Consider the following 19,940-nt stretch of genomic DNA (forward strand, 5'->3'; position numbering starts at 1 on the left):
CGCGCGGTGCCGCTGCTCGTGGCCGTCCTCGCCGGGACCGTCACCACCGGTCTGCTCCTCGGCGACGGCGAACTGCCGGTGCCGGCCCTGCGCGGCCAGGCCGGGCACTTCCTGCTCGCGCACGTGATCACGCTGGTCCCGGCGGTGTTCCTGCTGTACGGGCTGGGCCGGGGCGACCTGCGGACCGAGACCGTCGCCGGGCGGTTCCTGCGCGGACTGGACGTCGGCCTCGCGCTCGCCCTGGCCGCCGCCGGAGCCACCTGCGGCAGCCTCGCGTACGCCGCCGGGCAGGGGGCGCTCGCCCTGGTCGTCGCCCGCAACATCGCCGGCTACCTGGGCCTGGCCCTGCTGTTCCACCCCTTCATCGGCCACCGCCCGGCCGCCGCCGCACTCGCCGCCGTCCCGCTGGTCTGCTCGGCGGCGGGCTGGCACCCGGACGGCAGCCCCCGCCCCTGGGCCTGGCCGCTCCACCCGGCCGGCTCCCCCTACGCCCTCGCCGCCGTCGCCCTGCTGCTCCTCGCCGGGACGGGGTGCGCGCTGTTCCGCCGGCATCCCGCGACCGCTGCGCACCTGCTCACCGGCTGACCCGCGCGTCGGAGCGGCCGACCCCGCCGTCCCAGACCCCGTCGCCCCCGACCCTGCCGCCCGCGACCCGCTCAGCCGCGGCGCGGCCTGCCCTGACGGCCGCCGCCCTTCGGCCGTCCGCCGGAACCGGAACCCGAACCGGAACGGGTGCCGGTGCCCGAGCCCGAGCCGCCCTGCGACCTGCGGGGCGCGCGTCCGGGCGAGGCCGGGGCGTCGGCCGTCTCCGGCCAGTGCGCGGGCCGCTTCAGGGCGGCCGGAAGGCGGGTGGCGGCATCGCCGCGGGCCGCGTTCAGCTGGGCCTGGGTGAGGAAGAGCACCTCGGTCAGGTCGGCGCCGGCCAGGTTCGCGTCCCTCAGGTCCGCGCCGATGAGGTCGGCGAGCCGCAGGTCCGCCCCGGACAGGTCGGCGGCGACCAGCATCGCGCCCCGGAGGTTGGCGCCGCGCAGGTCCGCTCCCCGCAGCCGGGCTCCGAAGAGGTCCGCACCCCGGTGCTCGCGCCGACCCGGGGCGGCGGCCCGGACCAGCTCGCTCGCCCGGAGCAGCAGCTCGGCCACCGTCTGCCGGTGGGCGGGGACGTCGACCGCCAGGATCTCCTGCGGTGTGCCGCCGGCCAGCCGCTCCGTCTCCTCCAGGGCCCGGCGCAGCTCCCCGTGGACGGGGCGGGCCGGGGCGAAGGTGAGCGCCTCGGTGAGGTACTGGAGCAGCTCGTGCAGCTGTCGCACCACCGGGAACACCTCGTACATCGTCCGGGCGGTCTCCGGCGCCTCGCGCCAGCTGCGCCCGCCGAAGACGACCTGGGAGACCTGCTGGCCGGCCCCGAAGCAGTCGTAGACCGTGCAGCCGGGGAAGCCGGTCTCGCGCAGCCGCTCGTGGATCCCGCAGGCGAAGTCGGTCCGGAGGTTGCGGCAGGGGGTGCCGGCCGCCTTGTCAACGGCGAAGTCCGTGCCGGCGGCGAACGGCAACGCCACACAGCACAGCCCGAAGCAGCTGCCGCAGTCGGAGACGAGGTCGAGGCTCGGGACGCTCACGATGCTGTTGTTCCTCCAGGACGACGGGCGGTGCGCTGTAGAGCGTACCGACCGCTTCGAACGGCCGTCGGTTAGTGTGGTCGGCCGAGCACCGGCTCCGGCACCACAGCACCGGCACCACAGCACAGCACCACGGCACCAACGGAGGACCCAAGGCATGTCCCGGCACGACGTGACGCCGTACCCGGACACCGAGGGCGCCGAGGACGCCACGAGCACCGCCGCCGACCCAGCGGCCGACCCAGCCACCGCCCCACTGGCCGGTCCCGCCGCCGAACCGGCCCTCCGGATCCCGCCGCGCGCCCGCACCCTGGGCCTCACCCTGCTCTGCTTCGCGGTCTGCCTCGCGATCGGCCTCCAGCAGTGGACCACCGCCCAGCTCGGCGGCTTCGATCTCGGGATCTTCGACCAGGGCGTGCGCGGCTACGCGCACCTCGGTCTGCCGGTCTCGACGCTGAAGAGCTTCCACCACGAGTTCCCGCCCGGCTTCTCGCTCCTCGGCGACCACTTCTCCCCCGTGATCGCGCTGATGGCGCCGCTGTACTGGATCTGGGACGATCCGCGCTCGCTGCTCCTCGGCCAGGCGCTCTGCTTCGCCGCCGGGGTGCCGCTGATCCGCCGGATCGCCGGGCGCTGCTTCGCCGACGCCGACCCGCGCACCGCCCGCCGCGCCGCCGACCTGGCCGCGCTCGCGTACGGACTGGGGTGGCCGCTGCTGGTGGCCTCGCGCGGCGGGTTCCACGAGGTGGCGTTCGCGGTGCCGCTCACGCTGCTGATGCTGGAGCGCGGGATGGCCCGGCAGTACTGGGCCTCGGCGCTGGCCGGCCTGCTGCTGTGCTGCACCAAGGAGGACATGGGCCTGGCCGTGGGCGCCTACGGCCTGGTGCTGCTGCTGCGGGCCCGGCGGGACCCCGATCCGGCCCGGCGCCGTCCGGCCCTGCGCTGGGGCGCGGGGCTGCTGATCGGCGGTCCGCTCGCCTCGGCGGTCGCCATCGCGAAGCTGGTACCCGCGATGGGCGGCGTGCCCGGCTACTACTGGAACTACCAGGCGCTCGGCGAGGACGGCGGCTCGGCGGTCGCCAACGTCCTGGCGGACCCGACCCGGCTGCTCGCGGCCTCCTTCGACGCCCCGCTGAAGCCGCTGCTGCTGCTCTGGATCTTCGGCACCCTGTGCGCCCTGCCGCTCCGCTCGGCGACCGTGCTCCTGGCCGTCCCGCTGCTGGCCGAGCGGGTGCTGTCCAGCAATCCGAACCACTGGTCGATCGCTCGGCACTACGACGCGTTCCTGTGGCCGATCCTGCTGGTCGCCGCGCTGGAGGTGCTGGGCCGCTGCCACGGCCGGGTGCTCACCCGGCGGCTCGGGGTGGCGGCGGCGGCCCTGACCGTCGCGGCCGCGGTGCCGCTGGGACTGGCGAACCTGTTCGTCCCGGCCTACTGGCAGCCGAAGGCGAGCGAGGCGGCGCTGCTGCGCGGCGCGGCGCTCGTCCCGGACGGCGCGTCCGTGGAGGCCGACAACCAGGCGGCGCCCCGGCTGACCGCGCGGGCGGACGTGGTGCTGGTGGACGAGAAGCCGCGCGGACGCGAGTACGTGCTGATCCGCGCGGACAAGCGGTCCTTCCCGTTCCGGACCGACCGCGAGCAGGCGGAGCGGATCGAGCTGCTGCTCGCGCACGGGTACCGGACGGTCTGGTCGGAGGACGGCGTGTACCTGCTGCACCGGGAGGGCACCGAGCCGGTCCCGGGCGAGCAGGTGCCGGGACCGGACGCTGTCCCGTACCAGGACGCGGTGCCGTCGGACGTCGGCCACAACCTGTTCCGCGGCTGACCCGCCCGCGCCCGGCACCGCCGGTCCCGACGGTGCCACGAAGCCGGCTCAGCCCTCGTACGGCGCCAGCTCCGCGCGCTTGGGCGCGCGGCCGTCGCCGGAGGAGCGGCCGGTGAGCCGGCGGCCGATCCAGGGGCCGAGGTGGGTGCGGACCCAGCGGGCGTCGGCGGCCAGCTTCTCGGAGCGGGTCGGCGGGGCGGTGGCCGGGAGCGGGGCGCGCCAGTCGAAGCCGGCGGGCCGGCCGAGCGACTCCAGCACGGCCTCGGCGACCCGGCGGTGGCCCTCGGGCGAGAGGTGGAGCCGGTCCTCGGCCCAGAGCCGGCGGTCGTCGAAGCAGGGCGCGGAGTACAGGTCGGCCACCACGATGCCCGGGTCCTGGGCGAGCTCGTGGACGAAGTCCTTCATCCGCAGGATCGCGGGGAGCAGCCGGGCCGAGCCGGCCATCCGGCGGGTGGGGTCGGTGCTGCTGAACATGACCACGGTGGCGCCGGTGGCGCGCAGCCGGGTGGCGGCGGAGCCGAGGAGCTCCTCGACCCGGGCGATGTCGCAGCGCGGGCGCAGCACGTCGTTGAGCCCGCCGGCCAGGGTGACCAGTTCGGCGCCCAGGCCGGCGGCCCGCTCGACCTGCTCGTCGTGGATCTGGCCGATGAGCTTGCCCCGGACGGCGAGGTTGGCGTACCGGAAGCCGTCGCCCGGGTTTTCGGCCGGGTGTTCGGCCGGATGTTCGGCCGCCAGCCGGGCGGCGAGGCGGTCGGCCCAGCCCCGGTAGTGGCCGTCGGGCAGCAGGTCGTCGCACATGCCCTCGGTGAAGGAGTCCCCGACGGCGACGTAACTGCGAAAGGCGGTGGGCGTGTTCTCCGTGTTCTCCATGGCCCGAGAATCGTACGCGCGCCGTCCCGGGCCCACCCCGCTGCCCCGCCCGCCCGGCTCCCCACCCACTCGCGCGGATCGGTGACGACTCAACGCCTTCGGCAAGCGGATGCCGATCGCGCGTTGATCGGCGGCGGGCAGAGTGGGGAACGTCGGGAGGAACGGCCGGGGGGAGGAACCGCGGGCCGTGCGCTCCGCGGCGTCCGGCCTCGGGGGTGTCGGACACCGGGGCCACTCTCCCCACCGCCGGTCGCGGGCGCGGCGCCTCCCACACGGGTGCCCCCGCGACCGGCCACCCCACCGCGGCCCGCGGCTCGGCGGAGCTCAGCCGGCCGCCACCGCACCCGAGAGATCCGCGGCGCCCACAGGATCCGCCGTCACCGCCCCGCCGGTGATCCAGTGCGTCCGCACCGCGTCGGTCGGCCGCTGCTCCCCCAACGCGTCGAGTCCCCAGCCGCCGAGCGCCTCGACGACCGGCCGCAGCGCGGCCCCGCGCCCGGTCAGCTCGTAGACGGTGGCGTTGGCCGGCCGTTCCAGGCGGCGGCGCTCGACGACGCCTTCGCTCTCCAGCTGCTTGAGCCGCGCGGCGAGGATGTCGGTGGAGACGCCGGGCAGGTCGGCGTGCAGGTCGGTGTAGCGGCGCGGGCCGGCCAGGAGTTCACGGACGATCAGGAGGCTCCAGCGCTCCCCCACCGCGTCCAGGGCGCGGGCGACGGCGCAGTACTGGTCGTAGCTTCGGCGTGACATGTGGATCAGCATAGCCAAAAGGTTGGACTTTCCAAGTGCCTACTTGGTAGAACAAAGCAACCAGGGTCGGTGCGGGGTGACGGTCGGGAGGCCGCAGATGGAGTTTCGGCAGTCGAGCAAGCTGAATGACGTGTGCTACGAGATCCGCGGCCCGGTGGTCGACCAGGCCAACGCGCTGGAGGAGGCGGGGCACAGTGTGCTCCGGCTGAACACCGGCAACCCGGCCACGTTCGGCTTCGAGGCGCCGGAGGAGATCCTCCAGGACATCATCCGCAACCTCCCGCGCGCCCACGGCTACAGCGACTCGCGCGGCATCCTGCCGGCCAGGCGCGCGGTCGTGCAGTACTACCAGCAGCGCGGCGTCGACGGCGTGACCGTGAACGACGTCTACCTCGGCAACGGCGTCTCGGAACTGATCCAGATGGCCGTCACCGCGCTGGTGGACGACGGCGACGAGGTGCTCGTCCCGATGCCGGACTACCCGCTGTGGACGGCGGTGGTCCGGCTGGCCGGCGGCAAGGCGGTGCACTACGCCTGCGACGAGCAGGCCGACTGGTTCCCGGACCTCGACGACATCGCCTCGAAGATCACCGCCCGCACCAAGGCGATCGTGGTCATCAACCCCAACAACCCCACCGGCGCCGTCTATCCGAAGGAACTGCTGGCGGGCATCCTCGACCTCGCCCGCCGGCACCAGCTGATGGTGCTGGCCGACGAGATCTACGACAAGATCCTCTACGACGACGTCGAGCACCACTGCCTGGCCGCGCTCGCCGACGACGTCCTCACCCTCACCTTCAACGGACTGTCCAAGTCCTACCGGGTGGCCGGCTTCCGCAGCGGCTGGCTGGTCGTCTCCGGCCCCAAGCAGCACGCGCGCGACTACCTGGAGGGCCTCACCATGCTCTCCGGCATGCGGCTGTGCCCGAACGTGCCCGCCCAGTACGCGGTCCAGGCCGCGCTCGGCGGCCACCAGTCCATCAACGACCTGGTCCTGCCGGGCGGCCGCCTCGCCGAACAGCGCGACGTCGCGTACCGGGCGCTGAACGAGATCCCGGGCGTCAGCTGCGTCAAGCCCAAGGGCGCGCTGTACGCCTTCGCCAGGCTGGACCCCGCCGTGCACCGGATCGTCGACGACGAGCGCTTCGTCCTGGACCTGCTGCTCCGCGAGAAGATCCACGTTGTCCAGGGCACCGGCTTCAACTGGCCCCGCCCCGACCACTTCCGCTTCGTCACCCTCCCCCGGGCCGACGACCTGGAGACGGCCATCAACCGCATCGGCCGCTTCCTCGCCACCTACCGCCAGGTCTGACGCCTTCCCACCCGGAAGCCCCCGCGTCCCCGCGCGGGGGCTTCGCACCTGCGGCGGGGCCGGGCGGGCGAGGCCCCTAGGCTGGGCCGCTATGACCGTTCTGCGTTCCGTCGCCCTGTTCGTGCTCGCCGCGCTCGCCGAGATCGGCGGCTGCTGGCTGATCTGGCAGAGCGTGCGCGAGGCGCGGCCGTGGTGGCTCGCCGGGGTGGGGGTGGTCGTGCTCGGCGGGTACGGGTTCGTGGCCGCGCTGCAGCCGGACGCCGCCTTCGGCCGGGTGCTCGCCGCGTACGGCGGGGTGTTCGTGGCCGGGTCGCTGCTGTGGGGCGTGGTCGTGGACGGCTTCCGGCCGACCCGCTACGACGTGCTGGGCGCCCTGGTCTGCCTGGCGGGAGTCGCCGTGATCATGTACGGACCCCGGCGCTGAGCGAGCGCCGGGGTCCGTGGGTGCGTCAGGAGCAGGAGGTGTCAGGGCCTACCGGCCCCAGCCGCCGCCCTCGCCGTCGTCGTCGCGGTCGCTGTCCCAGCCCTCGCCGACCTTGCGCAGGACGGTGTAGTGGTCGACCCGGGTGCCGTCCTCCGCCAGGGCGGTGACCGTCATCTCCGACTTCTGGCCCAGGTGGGCGGGCTTCACGTCCACCTTGATGAACGAGTAGCCGGTGTAGCGCACCCGCGACCACTCCACCGTCTCGGTGACCTTGCCGCCGCCCTTGGCGAAGTAGTAGGTGTCCACCGAGTCGACGCGCTTCTCGTGGCCCTCGTACGTGTCCGGGGCGTCGAAGCGGTACAGGCTGCGGCCGGCCGCGCCCGCCGTCACGTAGACCACGCCGTCCGTGGCCGGCTCGACGGTGGCGCCGCTCGGCACGGCCTTGGCGACCTTGTTGCCGAGGATCGCGTCGGTGCGCTCGTAGACGTGGTTGTGACCGTTGATCACCAGGTCCACCCGGTACTTCTCGAACAGCGGCACCCAGGCCTCGCGCACGCCGCCCTCGGAGGCGTGCTGGTGGGTGGTCGAGAAGGCGCAGTGGTGGAAGAAGACCACGACGAAGTCGACGGTCTCGTCGTTGCGCAGGTCCTTGAGGGTGCGCTCCAGCCAGCGGGTCTGCTTGCCCGCCGAGACGCCCAGGTTGGCCGGGATCTCGTAGGAGATGTCGTTGGCGTCCAGGGAGATGACGCCGACGTTCTTGTAGCGGAAGGAGTAGACGCCGGGGACGCTGCGCTTGTCCGGCCCGTTGTCCGGCAGGTAGAAGCGGGCGTTCTCGCCGCCGTAGCCGTTCGGCGAGTACCAGGCCTCCATGTCGTGGTTGCCGTAGGAGACCATCCACGGCACCTTCGAGGCGACCGTCTCGGTCTGCACCAGGAAGGCGTCCCAGGTGGTGGCGTCGAACACCGACTTGTCGGAGTCCTGGCCGGAGCCCGCCGGGTCGGCGTAGCAGATGTCGCCGGCGTGCAGGTGGAAGGCCGGGTTCTGGGCCAGGATGATGTGGTCGTTGCCCTTGGCGTGGTCGCTGACACCCTGGTCGCCGAAGGCGGTGAAGGTGAACGGCTCGTACACCTTGCCCCAGCGGTGGTCGCGCGAGGGCGCGGTGCGGAAGGTGCCGAGGGTGGATATCGCCTGCTGCGAGGCCGGGTCGAAGCCCTGGTGGCCGACACCGTAGTAGTAGGTGGTGTCGGGGCGCAGGTCCTCCAGCGCCACGTGCAGGTAGTACTGGTCCACGGCCTTGCCGGTGGGGGTGAGGGCCGGGGTGTGCAGGGTGCGCACCTCCGCCTCGATCTTGTGGCTGAGGTCCCACGGGTTCTTGCCGTAGCGCAGGAACGGCCGCTTCACCGGGGCCGGCACCTGCCAGGAGACCCGGAACTGGGTGTCCGGCTCGGGGCCGAAGGCGAGGTGACGCCCGATCGGGGCGACCAGCGAGCCGTCGATGCCCGCGGTGGCGCCGCCGGCCAGCAGCTGCGGCGCGACGGGGGCGGCCGAGGCGGTGCCGCCGAGGGCGCCGCCCACGGCCAGCGCGCCCACCGAGACGGCACCGGCACGCAGCATCCGGCGGCGGGAGAAACGGGCCCGCAGGTACTCGTGCTGCTCGGCCATGCTCATGCGTTCGGCGAGCTTCGCCGGCACGCCCATGTTCGGAGTTTCCATGGACAGGGACTCTCCCAGTCACGTGTTGACCGGACACGGACGGGCGGTGAACGCACCCGGGCGTACCGGTCAGTCGAACGCCAATGTTCGACCATGGCTCGGCAAAGCCGTCCGCGGACGAAGAGCTCCGCGAGGGGTCGGCGGGCCGTGGTCGGGAGTCGCAGCCGGCCGCTGGGCCGGGGCCGTCCGGAGCGGGGGTGCCGCCCCGGACGGCCCGGGCCGCCGGTTCACCCGGTCGGGGGAACGGGCGTCATCAGCAGTCGTCGTCCTGCTTGTTGGTGAGGGCGACGGTGACGCAGTCGTCGGCGTTCACCCGGTAGGGCCCGCTGACCGGGTCCGGCGGGAGCTGGTAGCCGGCGGGCGCGGCGGTCTCCCGCAGGTAGTACTGACCGGTCGGCAGGTGCTTGAAGTCGCAGCCGCCGCCGGCCGCGGTGGTGCAGTCACCCGCCCGGATGTCCGGGTTGATGCCCAGGGTCTGCAGGCCGGGGATGCCGTTGGCCTCCCGCCACAGCTCGAACACCGCGCCGTCGAGCGGCTTGCCCGACCAGGCGTCCTTCTTGGTCAGGTGGATCGCGCCGGTGGCCGGGGGCTTCGGCGACGGGCAGTCCTTGACGGTCAGCTGGACACCAGCCGCGGCGTTCTGCGCGGTCAGCACCAGCGGCCCGAACACCGGCTCGGTCGGCAGGTCGTAGCCGTCCGGCGCGGAGGTCTCCCGCCAGTAGTAGGTCCCCACCGCCACCGTCCGACGGCACAGACCGTCCGCACCGGTGCTGCACGGCGCACCCACCTGGATGTCCGGGTTGATGCCGGAGGTCTGCAGACCGGGGATGCCGTTGGTCTCCTGCCACAGCTCGAACACACCACCAGCGAGCGGCGCACCCGTCTCGGCGTTCGTCTTCAGCACCCGCACCTCACCCGTCACCGGGGGCACCGGCGCGTCGGCGGCGGTCGTCTGCACACCCGTCGACGCATTGGCCTCCGTCAGCACCAGCGGCCCGAACACCGGGTTCGCCGGGAGCTGGTAACCGGCCGGTGCGGCCGTCTCCCGCCAGTAGTAGGTGCCGACCTCCACCGTCCGACGGCACAGACCGTCCGCACCGGTGGTGCACGGCGCACCCACCTGGGTGTCCGGATTCACGCCCGAGGTCTGCAGACCCGGAACGCCGTTGGTCTCCTCCCACAGCTCGAACACACCGCCCGCGAGCGCCGCACCCGACACCGAGTCGGTCTTCAGCACCCGCACCTCACCCGTCACCGGGGTGGTGCCGCAGGTCGGCAGGTCGCCGTTGAAGGGGTAGGAGTGGAACTCCTGGCCGCCGCCGCCGACGGCCAGGCTGGTGTGGGTGAGGGAGCCGGTGGTGAAGAAGCGGCCGTTGACGCCGGCCAGGGTGACCGTGGTCTGCGAGGCCGGTTCGCCGATCAGGAAGCTGCCCTGGAACTGGCCGGTGCCGCCCAGGGTGACCGAGGTGGCGTCGGGGAAGTTCCACAGCAGGTGGTCGCGGTAGCCGTTCAGCGGGTCGTCGGAGTCGTTGATGCCGCCGCTGTAGGTGTTCAGGACGCGGGTGGCGCCGGTGACGTTGACCAGGATGGTGGCCCCGGCCGGGATGTTGGCGAAGACGATGCCCTGCTGACCGCCGGTCGGCCCGGTGAGGTCGAAGTCGGCGTTGAAGACCTGGAGCGCCGAGCTGCCGTCACCGGTGAACAGGGTCTGGCCGCCCTGGTTGACGGCGGTGCCGGTCGGGGTGCGCGGCACACCGCCGACCCGGGCGTAGCAGTCGGAGGCGGTCGAGAGCTGGGTGCGCAGGGCGGTGTAGGGCTGGACGGCGTTGGCGTCGGTGACGGAGGTTCCGGTCACCGTGCCGCTGACGGGACCGGCGTGCCGGACGACCCCGCCCTCGGCCACCAGGTTCTGGCCGCTCGCGACGGTGACCCCGGCGCCGGTGGTGAGGAAGTCGGCGCCGTCCGGGGGCGGGACCCGGGAGCCGACGCCGGCGATGCCGACGTTGTAGATCGAGCTGACACCGGCCTCCTTCGCCTGGTCGAAGGCGTTCAGGACGACGACGCGGCCCTCGGCCTCGGCGGCGCGGCCCCGGACCAGGAAGTCACCGCCGACGAAGACGTTGATGCCGTTGTCCCGACCGGTGAACGGGCCGTTGTTGATAGAGGTGGGGTAAGTGGCGGGGCAGCTGCCGGGCACACAGGGCCCGAGTCCGCCGGGCAGCGGGGCGGCCGCGGCGCTGACCGCGCCAGGGCCGAGCGCGAGGACGGGGACGAGGGCCGTGACGAGGGTGCAGGGCACCGCCAGGGCACCGGCCCTTCGGCGGACGCGGGCGAGCAGTCGGTTGAGGGAAGCCATGCTCGTAGCGTCCGGCAGTTTGTACGAACGCGGTCACCGCTGGGGCGTCCTCCTACGCTGATGCGGTGAGCGGGCGCACCCGCCCGGACCAACCGTCACCACCGCAGGGGCATCCCCGCGGCGTCAGGACGCCTCGTCCCAGGGGGAGGCCGCCCGGTTGCCGGTGCCGTCGCAGGTCCGGCAGATCTCGTCGCGGTAGGCGTGCTTGGCGCCGCCCGCGTCGACGCGGTAGCGGACGTACACCCCGGTGCCGTCGCAGAGGAAGCAGTTGCCGCCGCCGCCGCCGACCTCGGTGGTGCCGGTGCCCTGGCAGGTCCGGCAGCTGAGGCCGGCGGTGCGGCCGGTGCCCGCACAGATGCGGCAGACCGTGGTCATCGTCCTCCTCCTGTCGGCGCGGAGCCCGGGGCGTGCCTTCCGGGTCACGCCCTAGGTCATGCTAGGCCAGCCGCCCCACGCGCGGGTCCGGGTCCGCGGGGTCAGCCCGGCAGGCCCTCGCCGACGCGGCGGGAGACCGAGATCTGCTGGAGGTCGAGCAGTCCCGGCGGTTCGGCGACACCGGGGCCGCCGGAGTGCACCCAGGTGGCGATCTCCTCGATCATGTCGTCCGCCAGCACCCAGCCCAGCCAGACCGGTCGGCCGCCGGCCGCGCGGCCCTCGCTGGAGGGGCCGACCACGACGACGTTGGAGTGCGCGCAGGTGTCCAGGCACTTCACGGCGCGGACCCGGCCGGCGTCGCCGACCGCCGCGCGCAGCCGCTCGTACTGGCCGGCGTGGTCGACGCCGGGGTGCTTCTCCTGGGTGCCGCAGCAGCAGCCCCGGCAGACGGTGACGGTCACCGGGGCCGCCGGGCCGCGTCCGCCCTGCTTGCCGGCCCCGCCCTGCTTGCCGACCCGGTCGCGCTCGCGACGGCTCATGGTTCCTCGGCCTCCTCGTTCCCCAGGGCCCGCCGCCGCGCCGGTGCGCGCGGCGGCCGCAGGCCACGGCGGCCGACGATCACGGTGGAGCCCGCCGGCCCGGGTGGCACCAGGACGGCAGCCGCAGCCTACCCGGCCACCGCCGGACGACCGCCCCGGGCGTCACGCTACACATGAACTACGCTCCAAAAAAGGGGAGTTGGCGGCTAACCCCTGGGCGCGGACCGGGGCCCGGGCGTAGGCTGCACGGCTGTGAACCTTCTCGCCCTCCTGATCGGGACGGTGTTCGCCGGCAGCGCGTACTGGACCGGGTCCCGGGCCTCGCGGACGTTCCGGATCAACCGCTACGGCACCCGACACCGGGCCCGGGTGGTCTCCGTGACGAGCACGCCCGTGGGCGACGAGGGCGGCTACGAGGACACCGTCCGGGTGCGGTTCGAGGTCGCGGACGGCCCGGCGGTGGAGGCGAACACCTCGATCGCCCTGCGCGGGCCGACCGGGCTCGGCCCCGGCGACCCGGTCGAGGTCGCCCACCTCCCGCGCTTCCCGGAGAAGGTCGTCCTGCTCGGCTTCCCCAGCGCCGACGGCGTCGGGCTGCTGGGGTACTCCTGCGTGCTCTTCGCCGTGATGACGGTGTTCTTCTTCTGGGTGGCCGCCCGCATCGCCTGACGACGCGGAACCCCGAAGCCCCCACCGCGGCCGCGCCCACTCCCCCGGCGGGCCGGCCGAATTCCGCTCCACCCCGTTTCGGAATGCATTTCGAAACCCCCCGGAGCGAAATTCGAAATTCCCGCCGGAGCGCCTGCCGAAACCTCTGACGAGTTTTCGGAAATGTATGCGCACAGCATGGACGATCGCGAAACCTGCCAGTAACTTACCTGTCAGTAGTAGCTGTGGCCCGGCTCGCAGGACCCCCACCCACCCGTTTCTCTCCCCCAGGAGGAACCGTGCTCCGCCGTGCCCGGAATTCCCTGCTGCTCGCTTCCGCCGCAGTGGGCGCCGCCCTCGCGATGACCGCCACCAGCGCGCAGGCCGCCACTCCCGCCCCCCACCGCTACGTGGCACTCGGCGACTCCTACGCGGCCGGCGCGGGGGTTCCGAACCAGTCGGCCGGCCTCTGCCTGCGCTCCGACCGCAACTACGGCCACCTGGTCGCCGCCGCCCTGAACGCCGCCGCCTACCGCGACGTCACCTGCGCCGCCGCCAAGGTCAAGTCCATCACCGAGGCGCAGTACGACGCCTTCATCCGGGTCAACGATCCGCAGATCGACGCGGTGACCGCCGACACCGACCTGATCACCCTGGGGATCGGCGGCAACGACCTCGGCGACAGCGATCTCGGGATCGCCGACGTGATCGCGACCTGTATCGCGGGCGCCGTGGTCAACCCGCTCGGCACCCCGTGCACCGACGTCTACCACCACGGCTACTGGGACTGGTCCAGCTGGTCCTGGCAGTACGGCAACGACGACCTCGCCGACCGGATCGACCGGACCGGGCCGCGGCTCACCGACACCGTGAAGCGGCTGCGCGCCAAGGCCCCGAACGCCAGGATCCTGCTGGTCGGCTACCCCTCGGTGCTGCCCGCCGACGGCGCCTCCTGCGTCCTGCGCCAGCCGATCGCCCCGCGCGACATCCCGTACCTGCACGACGTGCTCGGCCGGCTGAACACGATGCTGCAGTCCACCGCCCGGGCCACCGGCGCCACCTATGTGGACACGGCCACGCCCACCCGCGGGCACGACGTCTGCTCGGCCGACCGCTGGGTGGAGGGCGCGCTGCCCGGCTCCCCGGCCGTCCCCTTCCACCCCAACGCGACCGGCGAGCGGGTGATGGCCGACGCCGTGCTCAAGGCCCTCGGGTAACACCCGGAGGTGCCACCCCGAAAGCCCCGAGGGGCGGTGACCGGTCCCCGGTCACCGCCCCTCGGTCGTGCTCCGCCGGCCTCACGGCTTGATGCGGACCACCTGCGGGTCGTGGTCGCTCGCCTGCGAGGCGAACTCGGCGTTGATGTGCACCACGTCGTACTTGGCGTACCCGACCTCCGGGCTGACCAGGATGTGGTCCAGCACCTGCGAGTTGCCCTGGTAGACGTACGAGTACTGCTCCTTCTCCGGCAGCTCGTTCACCAGGTCGCGCAGCACGCCGTCCTTGGTGAGCGTGGTCAGCGCGGGCGAGAACTGGTAGTCGTTGAAGTCGCCGACCGAGACCACCTTGGCGTACTTGTCCGCGGCCAGCAGCTTGGCGACGAAGGCCTGCTCCACCGTGGCCTGGGCCACCCGCTGGACCTCGGAGGAGCGGGTCGGGGCCTGGAAGCGGCTGTCGATGCCCTGGTCGCCGCCCTTGCTGTTGAAGTGGTTGGCGATGACGAAGACCTTCTTGCCGCGGAAGGAGAACTGGCCGATCAGCGGCTTGCGGCTGTTGGTCCACGCCGCGTCGGCGGGGGCGATCCGGCCGGGCGAGGCGGTCAGCGAGGCGGCGGAGCCGGTGCCGGCCACGTCGACCGCGCCGGTGGCGGTGCCGCCGGGGATGTCGGTGAAGGAGACCCGCTGCGGGTTGAACAGGAAGACCTGGCGGATGTTGCCGCCGGGCTCGCCGCCGTCCTTGCCGTCCTCCGGGTCCACCGAGCGCCAGTCGTACGCCGGGCCGCCGGCCGCCTTGATCGCGGCGACGAACTTGGCGACGGTCTGGCTCGCGTCCACCGTGCCGTCGCTCTTGGCGCCGTTGTTGTCCTGGATCTCCTCCAGGGCGACGATGTCGGGCGAGCGCAGGTGGGTGACGACACCGGCGGCCAGCTCGGCGAACTTGCTGTCGGGGTTGGTGGCGGCGAGGTTCTCCACGTTGTAGGTGGCGACGGAGAGCTCGCGGTCGGCGGTCGGGACGGTCACCTCGCGCTGGAGGTGGTTGTCCTGGAGCGCGCCGAGGTTGCCGGCGACCAGGGTGTAGCCGCCGAACTGGTTGTAGTCCAGCGGGCCGTTGGTGACGCCGGTCAGCACGTCGCCCACGTTGGCGACCGGGAAGGCCTGCTGGGAGACGGGCGCCTGCTGCTGCACCATCAGCCGGCCGACGTTCGGCTCCGCGTAGGACTCGTAGAGCACGCCGCCGCGCTGGCTCTTCTGGTCCTGCTTGTCGGCGGCGACCCACAGCTCGTTGTACTTGTCGGTGGCCTGGACCACCCGGACGTCGCGGACCTCGACCAGCATGCCCTCCAGCGACTCGTAGAAGTCGAGGGTGTACTTCTCCGGGTCCAGGGTGACGCCGTTGATCGTCCCGTCCGCGCCCGCCGCCGGGGTGTAGGTGCCGGGGATGTTGCGGGTGTCGACGACCACCGGGGCCGGCAGCGCGTTGCCGGAGGAGACCACGGTGACGGCCGGGTTGGTCAGCTGGGTGAGCGACTGCGAGCCGCCGGTGAAGTTCGGGTAGTACTCCGTCACCTTGCCGGTGACCAGCACCGAGTCGCCGACCTTGACGGTCGGGTTGGCGGAGCCGGTGTAGACGAAGACGCCCTCGCTGGTGGCCGGGTCGGCGTCCGGGTTCGGGTCCTGGATCCAGAAGCCCTTGGAGCCGTACGCGCGCACACCGGTGACGATGCCGGGCACACCGGCGACGGTCTTGCCGGTGCGGTCGGACAGCCGGGTGCGGCCCTGGATGTCGTGGATCCGGACGGCGCCCGGCTCGGTCGGGCCGGTCGGGGTCGAGCCCTCGGCGACCTCGCCCTTGCTGTTGGTCGGCGACGGGGCGCCGGCCGCGAGGTCGGCGGCGTTGTCGTCGGTGTCCGGCAGACCGGCCTTGCGGGCGACCGAGGCGGTGTTGGAGGCGCCGGCCACCGAGGCGGAGCCCTCGTGGACCACGGCGGTGCCGAAGCCGACGATGTCGCGCACCCGCGGGTCGGCGGCGCAGTCGGCCGCGGTCTTGCAGGTCAGCGGGTCGGTGCCGCGGACCAGCGCGACGGTGCCGCTGGTGCCGGACAGCGCCAGCGCGCCCACCGCGTCCGGGGTGGGCAGCTCGACGGTGCCCGCCGCGCCGGCGCCCTCGCCGACCAGGTAGCGCCCGCCGGGGGCGATCGAGCCGGTCAGCGGGGTGACGCCCCACTGGGAGTTGGGGCCGGGCGCGGCCGATATGTACTGGACGCTCCAGCCGTCCAGACCGAAGGCGGCGCCGCCCTTGTTGGCCAGCTCGACGAAGTCGTTCTTCAGCGTGGCGCCCGAGTTGCCGCCGCCGCCGTAGACCTCGGCGATCAGCGCGTCCGCGGACGGCGCGGCCACGGCGGCGGGCAGCGGGGCCAGCACCAGGGAGGCGGCCAGACCGGTCGGGACGATGGCCGCGCGCAGCAGGGCGCGGCGCGAGCGCGGACGGGGAGCGATGGGCATGGTCACCGGAACGGGGCTCCTAGCTCGGGTGGTGCATGGGGGTCGGTCGGCGGGGCGGGTCGGCCGGACGGGTCGACGGGACGGTTCGACGGAACGGGTCGGCCGGGTCGATGGGTCAACGGGTCGACGGGTCGGCCGGACGGGTGGGCCGGGCGCATCGGCCGGTGTCCGGCCCGCTGCCCCGCTACCCGCGTAGAAATCCGCGCGGAAGTCGGGAACCGCCCCCCGCAGCGCCCCAAAGATACGCGCGTAGAAAATGACCGGACAAGAGCCTGGAGGTGAACTTCTCCAGGATCTCCGGCACGGCGACGGACCGTTACCCCGAAGCTGTGACCCCGGCTACAACCAGCCGCGCCGACGGCTACAGCCAGCCGCGCTGAGCCGCCTTCAGACCCGCCTCGAAGCGGCTGGCCGCCGCCAGACGCTCCATCAGCGCCGCCATCTGCCTCCGGACGGTCCGCACCGAGACGCCCAGCCGCTTGGCCGCCGCGTCGTCGGTCAGCCCGGTAGAGAGCAGCCGCAGCAGTTCGCGCTCACCGGGGCTGAGGCCGGTGCCCGCGTCCTCGGGGCGCGGGTCCCCGCCGAGCGGGACGGCGGTCTCCCAGGTCTGCTCGAACAGCGCGACCAGGGAGGCGACGATCCCGGGCTCCTCGGTGCACAGGGCGCCGGCCCTGGTGTTCTCCGGGTCGATCGGCACCACGGCGGTGGTTCCGTCGAAGACCAGCATCCGCGGCGGCAGCACCGGGGCGGTGCGCACCCGGCCGCCCAGGCCGGTCATCCACTGGGTGTAGGCGAAGGTCCCCGGGTCGTTGCGGACGCTGTCCTGGTAGATGGTGCGCAGGCTGACGCCGCGTCTCAGGGCGTCCTCGTCCAGCGGGCGGGAGGCGGCCAGGCTGGCGGCGGACTGCGCGCCGCCGGGCATCACCCCCAGGCACTCGGTGCCCAGCCGGGCGGTCAGCGTCTCCAGCTTGGCCTGGATCGCGTCGAGGCCGACCAGCCGCTCGCCGCCGTCCACCAGGGTGGCCGAGCGGAGCGTGGCGTACTCCGCGACGGCGCGCGCCACGGCGGCCTTGGAGACGGCCAGCTCCTGCTGCCGGCGGGCGAGGTCCTCCTCCTGGCGGCGCAGCAGCAGCTCCAGCCCGCGCTCCGGGCTGACCGGCCAGAGCGCGCCGGGGCGTTCCCGGGAGGCGCGCAGCAGGGTCAGGTCGGCGAGGCGGTCGAGGGCGGCCCGGACGGCGTCCTCGGGGAGGTGGAGCCGTTCGCAGAGTTCGGCCACCCCGCCCTCCGGGTCCGCGAGCATCTCCCGGTACACGGCTTCCGCGGTGGTGTCCACGCCCAGCAGTTCCAGCACGTCAACGACCCCTGATCGTCACGACATCGCGTCTTGTCGCGGCTCGCGATGGAATTCCGGTCCGCCCCGGCGAGCCCCGATCCTTCCCCCGGCGCTCCCGCCGCCACAAGACGTGTTCCGGTCACCCGAACCGAACCGTCCGGTCTGTTCCGCGGAGGGGCCGGGCCGACCGGCACCACCCCCGGACCGCCCTCCCGGGGTTGCAGCAAGCTGCCTGGCCGGATGCTGCCCCGCGAAGCCCCTCCCGGCGCGGACCGTGTGGCGGGAGGATGCAGTCCGCGGGCAACCACCCGACCGCGCGCACCGGCACCACAACCCGGCGCCACGACCCGGAGCCACGAGCCGCCGCAAGCACCGGCACCGAAGCACCGACACCACGCCCTGAACCACCGTGCACAGAACAGGACCCGCCGTGCCGAAGCCCGTCCGGCTGCTCGCCGCCGCCACCCTCGCACTGACCCTCGCCGCCGCCGTCGCCCCCGCCGCCTCCGCGCACGCCGCCCCGGCCGCCGCCGCCCGCTCGGCCGCCCACGCCGACGGGACGGGCATCGGCTGGGACAACCCGGTCGTCCAGGAGACCGGAGGCATCGGCTGGGACTCCTCCCGTGTCGACGGCCCGGGCATCGGCTGGGACTGACCGTTCGGTGTTCGCCGTCCCACTGACTCTCCTGGACGTCTCCGCCGCGCCCGCCGTCGAGGCCGGACCCACCGACGTCCAGGGCGCCCTGTGGGCGCGCGCGGTTCCGGGCGACGGCCTGGAGCACGTGCGCGCCCGCGCTCTCCCGGGGGGCGTCGGCGTCGTGCTGTACGTCCGCGCCCCCGACCGGGAGGCGGCCGAGCTGAGGGCGTACGCCCTGCTCCGCCGCGCACTGGCGGAGGGCCCCGCGCGCCGCTTCACGGTGGCGGCTCCACCGTAGGCCGCGGGGCCCTCCGCCGGGCTCGCTCCCGCCTTCCGTCCTGATTTCGGACGGTTGCGCACTGCCACAGGTTTGGCCGATTCATGCCTACGGCTTTGACCGGGGCTTTCATGGCATGCATATGTCATTCCCTGAGCCCGGCCCGGTCTGCTCCGGTCCGGTCCGGTCGCCCCCGTTCCGGATCGATCCCGATCGCTCCGCGCGGAACGTCCGACCGGCGCTCCACCGTTGTCCCACTGAAAGACAGGTAAGGCCGGGCCCCGGAGGTTCTCCCCCCGGGGCCCGGCCGCTTTCCGTTCCCGCGCTCCTCGGAGCTCCTCGGAACTCCTGGAAGCTCCTGGGCACTCCCGTCGGCTACTCGCCCTTGTCGGCGGCCGCGGCGGTGAGCCCGGCGGACCACTTCTCCTCGACGTTGCCGAGCTTCCAGTAGGCGATCGCCGCCACCCAGGTCAGCACGAACAGGCCGACGATGGCGTAGCCGACGAAGTTGAGGTCCAGTTCGCCGATCCAGGCGACCGGGCCGCTGCCGATGTCCAACTTCTCGCCGAGCAGCCCGATCAGCTCGATCGAGCCGATGACCAGGGCGACCAGCACCGAGAGCCCGGTCACGGTGAGGTTGTAGTAGATCTTCCGGACCGGCTTGGAGAACGCCCACTCGTAGGCGAAGTTCATGAACGAGCCGTCGATGGTGTCCAGCAGGCTCATCCCGGCGGCGAACAGGACCGGCAGCACCAGCAGCGCGTACCAGGGCAGCTGGAACGCCGCCGCGCCGCCGGCCAGCACCAGCAGCGACACCTCGGTGGCGGTGTCGAAGCCCAGGCCGAACAGCAGCCCGACCGGGTACATGTGCCAGGGCTTGGTGACGGCCCTGGTCACCCGGCCGAGGATGCGGTTCATGAAGCCGCGCTTCTCCAGCTGGGCCTCCAGCTCGGCCTCGTCGAACTCGCCCTCGCGCATCCGCCGGAAGACCTTGAGGATGCCGTTGAACGCACCCAGGTTGATCAGGCCGAGCGCCAGCAGGAAGGTGCCGGAGACGGTGACGCCGATCAGGCCGGTGGTCTCGTGCAGGGTGGAGCCGTCCTCCTCGACCTGGCCGGCCAGCGAGCGGATGCCGAGGGCGAGCAGGGCGCAGAGGCCGAAGACGATGGACGAGTGGCCCAGCGAGAACCAGAAGCCGACCGACAGCGGACGCTTGCCCTGGCCCATCAGCTTGCGGGTGGTGTTGTCGATGGCGGCGATGTGGTCGGCGTCGAAGGCGTGCCGCATGCCGAGCGTGTACGCGGTGAGCCCCATGCCGGCGCCGAAGACCTGGCCGCCGACCTCGTAGTGCTCGGGCGCGATGACCGCGAGCAGGGTGAACCAGCCGATCACGTGCAGCGCGAGGATGAAACCACCCATACCTGCCAGGCGGATCCACTCCTCACGGGTGAGCCGGTCGCGCCAGCGGGGGCCGGTCATCGGGGGTCCTTTCATGGGGCCGTAGCGGCTCCGGGACGCCGGAGCTGGGCCATCTTTCCTTCTGGTCGTA

16 protein-coding genes and 2 pseudogenes are annotated in these 19,940 nt (G+C 73.2%); 8 read left to right on the top strand and 10 right to left on the bottom strand.

Annotated elements, in window-relative coordinates; all coding sequences use genetic code 11:
• The first annotated feature begins 6 nt into the window (after positions 1-6).
• A complete protein-coding gene (locus OG715_RS11960; protein ID WP_266268639.1) occupies positions 7-585 on the top strand; it encodes a hypothetical protein in 579 nt (192 codons plus the stop codon).
• Positions 586-812: 227 nt separating this feature from the next.
• Here the strand turns inward: OG715_RS11960 and OG715_RS11965 are convergent.
• Positions 813-1,616, bottom strand: a pseudogene (locus tag OG715_RS11965) (pentapeptide repeat-containing protein); the annotation flags it as partial.
• Positions 1,617-1,770: 154 nt separating this feature from the next.
• Here OG715_RS11965 and OG715_RS11970 point away from each other — a divergent pair.
• Complete coding sequence (locus tag OG715_RS11970; protein WP_266268641.1) at positions 1,771-3,438, top strand: DUF2079 domain-containing protein; 1,668 nt, start codon at positions 1,771-1,773, stop codon at positions 3,436-3,438.
• Between the two features lie 48 nt (positions 3,439-3,486).
• Here the strand turns inward: OG715_RS11970 and OG715_RS11975 are convergent, their stop codons facing one another.
• Positions 3,487-4,308: an SGNH/GDSL hydrolase family protein gene (locus OG715_RS11975; protein ID WP_266268643.1), complete on the bottom strand. Its 822-nt coding sequence runs from the start codon at positions 4,306-4,308 to the stop codon at positions 3,487-3,489.
• 396 nt (positions 4,309-4,704) lie between these two features.
• Positions 4,705-5,055 (bottom strand): annotated as a pseudogene (locus OG715_RS11980) (winged helix-turn-helix transcriptional regulator); the annotation flags it as partial.
• Between the two features lie 97 nt (positions 5,056-5,152).
• Here OG715_RS11980 and OG715_RS11985 point away from each other — a divergent pair.
• Both OG715_RS11985 and OG715_RS11990 read left to right on the top strand, forming a co-directional pair.
• Positions 5,153-6,367, top strand: a complete 1,215-nt coding sequence (locus OG715_RS11985; RefSeq protein ID WP_266268644.1) for a pyridoxal phosphate-dependent aminotransferase — start codon at positions 5,153-5,155, stop codon at positions 6,365-6,367.
• Between the two features lie 91 nt (positions 6,368-6,458).
• Complete coding sequence (locus tag OG715_RS11990; protein WP_030391222.1) at positions 6,459-6,791, top strand: YnfA family protein; 333 nt, start codon at positions 6,459-6,461, stop codon at positions 6,789-6,791.
• A gap of 48 nt (positions 6,792-6,839) precedes the next feature.
• Here OG715_RS11990 and OG715_RS11995 read toward each other — a convergent pair whose 3' ends face one another.
• The 4 genes from OG715_RS11995 to OG715_RS12010 form a co-directional block, all read right to left on the bottom strand.
• Positions 6,840-8,504 (bottom strand): purple acid phosphatase family protein, encoded by a 1,665-nt coding sequence (locus OG715_RS11995; RefSeq protein ID WP_266268645.1) that lies wholly within the window; start codon positions 8,502-8,504, stop codon positions 6,840-6,842.
• 253 nt (positions 8,505-8,757) lie between these two features.
• On the bottom strand, positions 8,758-10,860 hold the full coding sequence (locus OG715_RS12000; RefSeq protein WP_266268646.1) for a choice-of-anchor A family protein: 2,103 nt from the start codon (positions 10,858-10,860) through the stop codon (positions 8,758-8,760).
• A 123-nt stretch (positions 10,861-10,983) separates the two neighbouring features.
• Positions 10,984-11,235, bottom strand: coding sequence for a hypothetical protein (locus tag OG715_RS12005; protein ID WP_030391225.1), 252 nt, complete (start codon positions 11,233-11,235; stop codon positions 10,984-10,986).
• Between the two features lie 101 nt (positions 11,236-11,336).
• Complete coding sequence (locus OG715_RS12010) at positions 11,337-11,774, bottom strand: (2Fe-2S) ferredoxin domain-containing protein (RefSeq protein ID WP_266268647.1); 438 nt, start codon at positions 11,772-11,774, stop codon at positions 11,337-11,339.
• A 252-nt stretch (positions 11,775-12,026) separates the two neighbouring features.
• Here OG715_RS12010 and OG715_RS12015 point away from each other — a divergent pair, with 252 nt between their 5' ends.
• On the top strand, positions 12,027-12,443 hold the full coding sequence (locus OG715_RS12015) for a DUF3592 domain-containing protein (RefSeq protein WP_266268649.1): 417 nt from the start codon (positions 12,027-12,029) through the stop codon (positions 12,441-12,443).
• A 278-nt stretch (positions 12,444-12,721) separates the two neighbouring features.
• The gene (locus OG715_RS12020) at positions 12,722-13,639 is read left to right on the top strand and encodes an SGNH/GDSL hydrolase family protein (protein WP_266268650.1); all 918 of its coding nucleotides are present in this window, start codon (positions 12,722-12,724) and stop codon (positions 13,637-13,639) included.
• 81 nt (positions 13,640-13,720) lie between these two features.
• Here OG715_RS12020 and OG715_RS12025 read toward each other — a convergent pair whose 3' ends face one another.
• Together OG715_RS12025 and OG715_RS12030 are read right to left on the bottom strand one after the other, a co-directional pair.
• Entirely contained in the window at positions 13,721-16,144 is a 2,424-nt protein-coding gene (locus OG715_RS12025; protein ID WP_266271644.1) for an endonuclease/exonuclease/phosphatase family protein, read from the bottom strand.
• Between the two features lie 361 nt (positions 16,145-16,505).
• On the bottom strand, positions 16,506-17,495 hold the full coding sequence (locus OG715_RS12030) for a helix-turn-helix transcriptional regulator (RefSeq protein WP_266268651.1): 990 nt from the start codon (positions 17,493-17,495) through the stop codon (positions 16,506-16,508).
• A gap of 412 nt (positions 17,496-17,907) precedes the next feature.
• Between OG715_RS12030 and OG715_RS12035 the strand changes: the two genes are divergently transcribed.
• Together OG715_RS12035 and OG715_RS12040 are read left to right on the top strand one after the other, a co-directional pair.
• A complete protein-coding gene (locus OG715_RS12035; RefSeq protein WP_266268653.1) occupies positions 17,908-18,132 on the top strand; it encodes a hypothetical protein in 225 nt (74 codons plus the stop codon).
• Positions 18,133-18,139: 7 nt separating this feature from the next.
• On the top strand, positions 18,140-18,412 hold the full coding sequence (locus OG715_RS12040) for a hypothetical protein (RefSeq protein WP_266268654.1): 273 nt from the start codon (positions 18,140-18,142) through the stop codon (positions 18,410-18,412).
• A 354-nt stretch (positions 18,413-18,766) separates the two neighbouring features.
• Here OG715_RS12040 and nicT read toward each other — a convergent pair whose 3' ends face one another.
• Positions 18,767-19,870, bottom strand: a complete 1,104-nt coding sequence (gene nicT, locus OG715_RS12045) for a Nickel transporter NicT (RefSeq protein WP_266268656.1) — start codon at positions 19,868-19,870, stop codon at positions 18,767-18,769.
• Positions 19,871-19,940: the final 70 nt, after the last annotated feature.

Source organism: Kitasatospora purpeofusca (assembly GCF_036010405.1).
Taxonomy (GTDB): Bacteria; Actinomycetota; Actinomycetes; order Streptomycetales; family Streptomycetaceae; genus Kitasatospora; species Kitasatospora purpeofusca.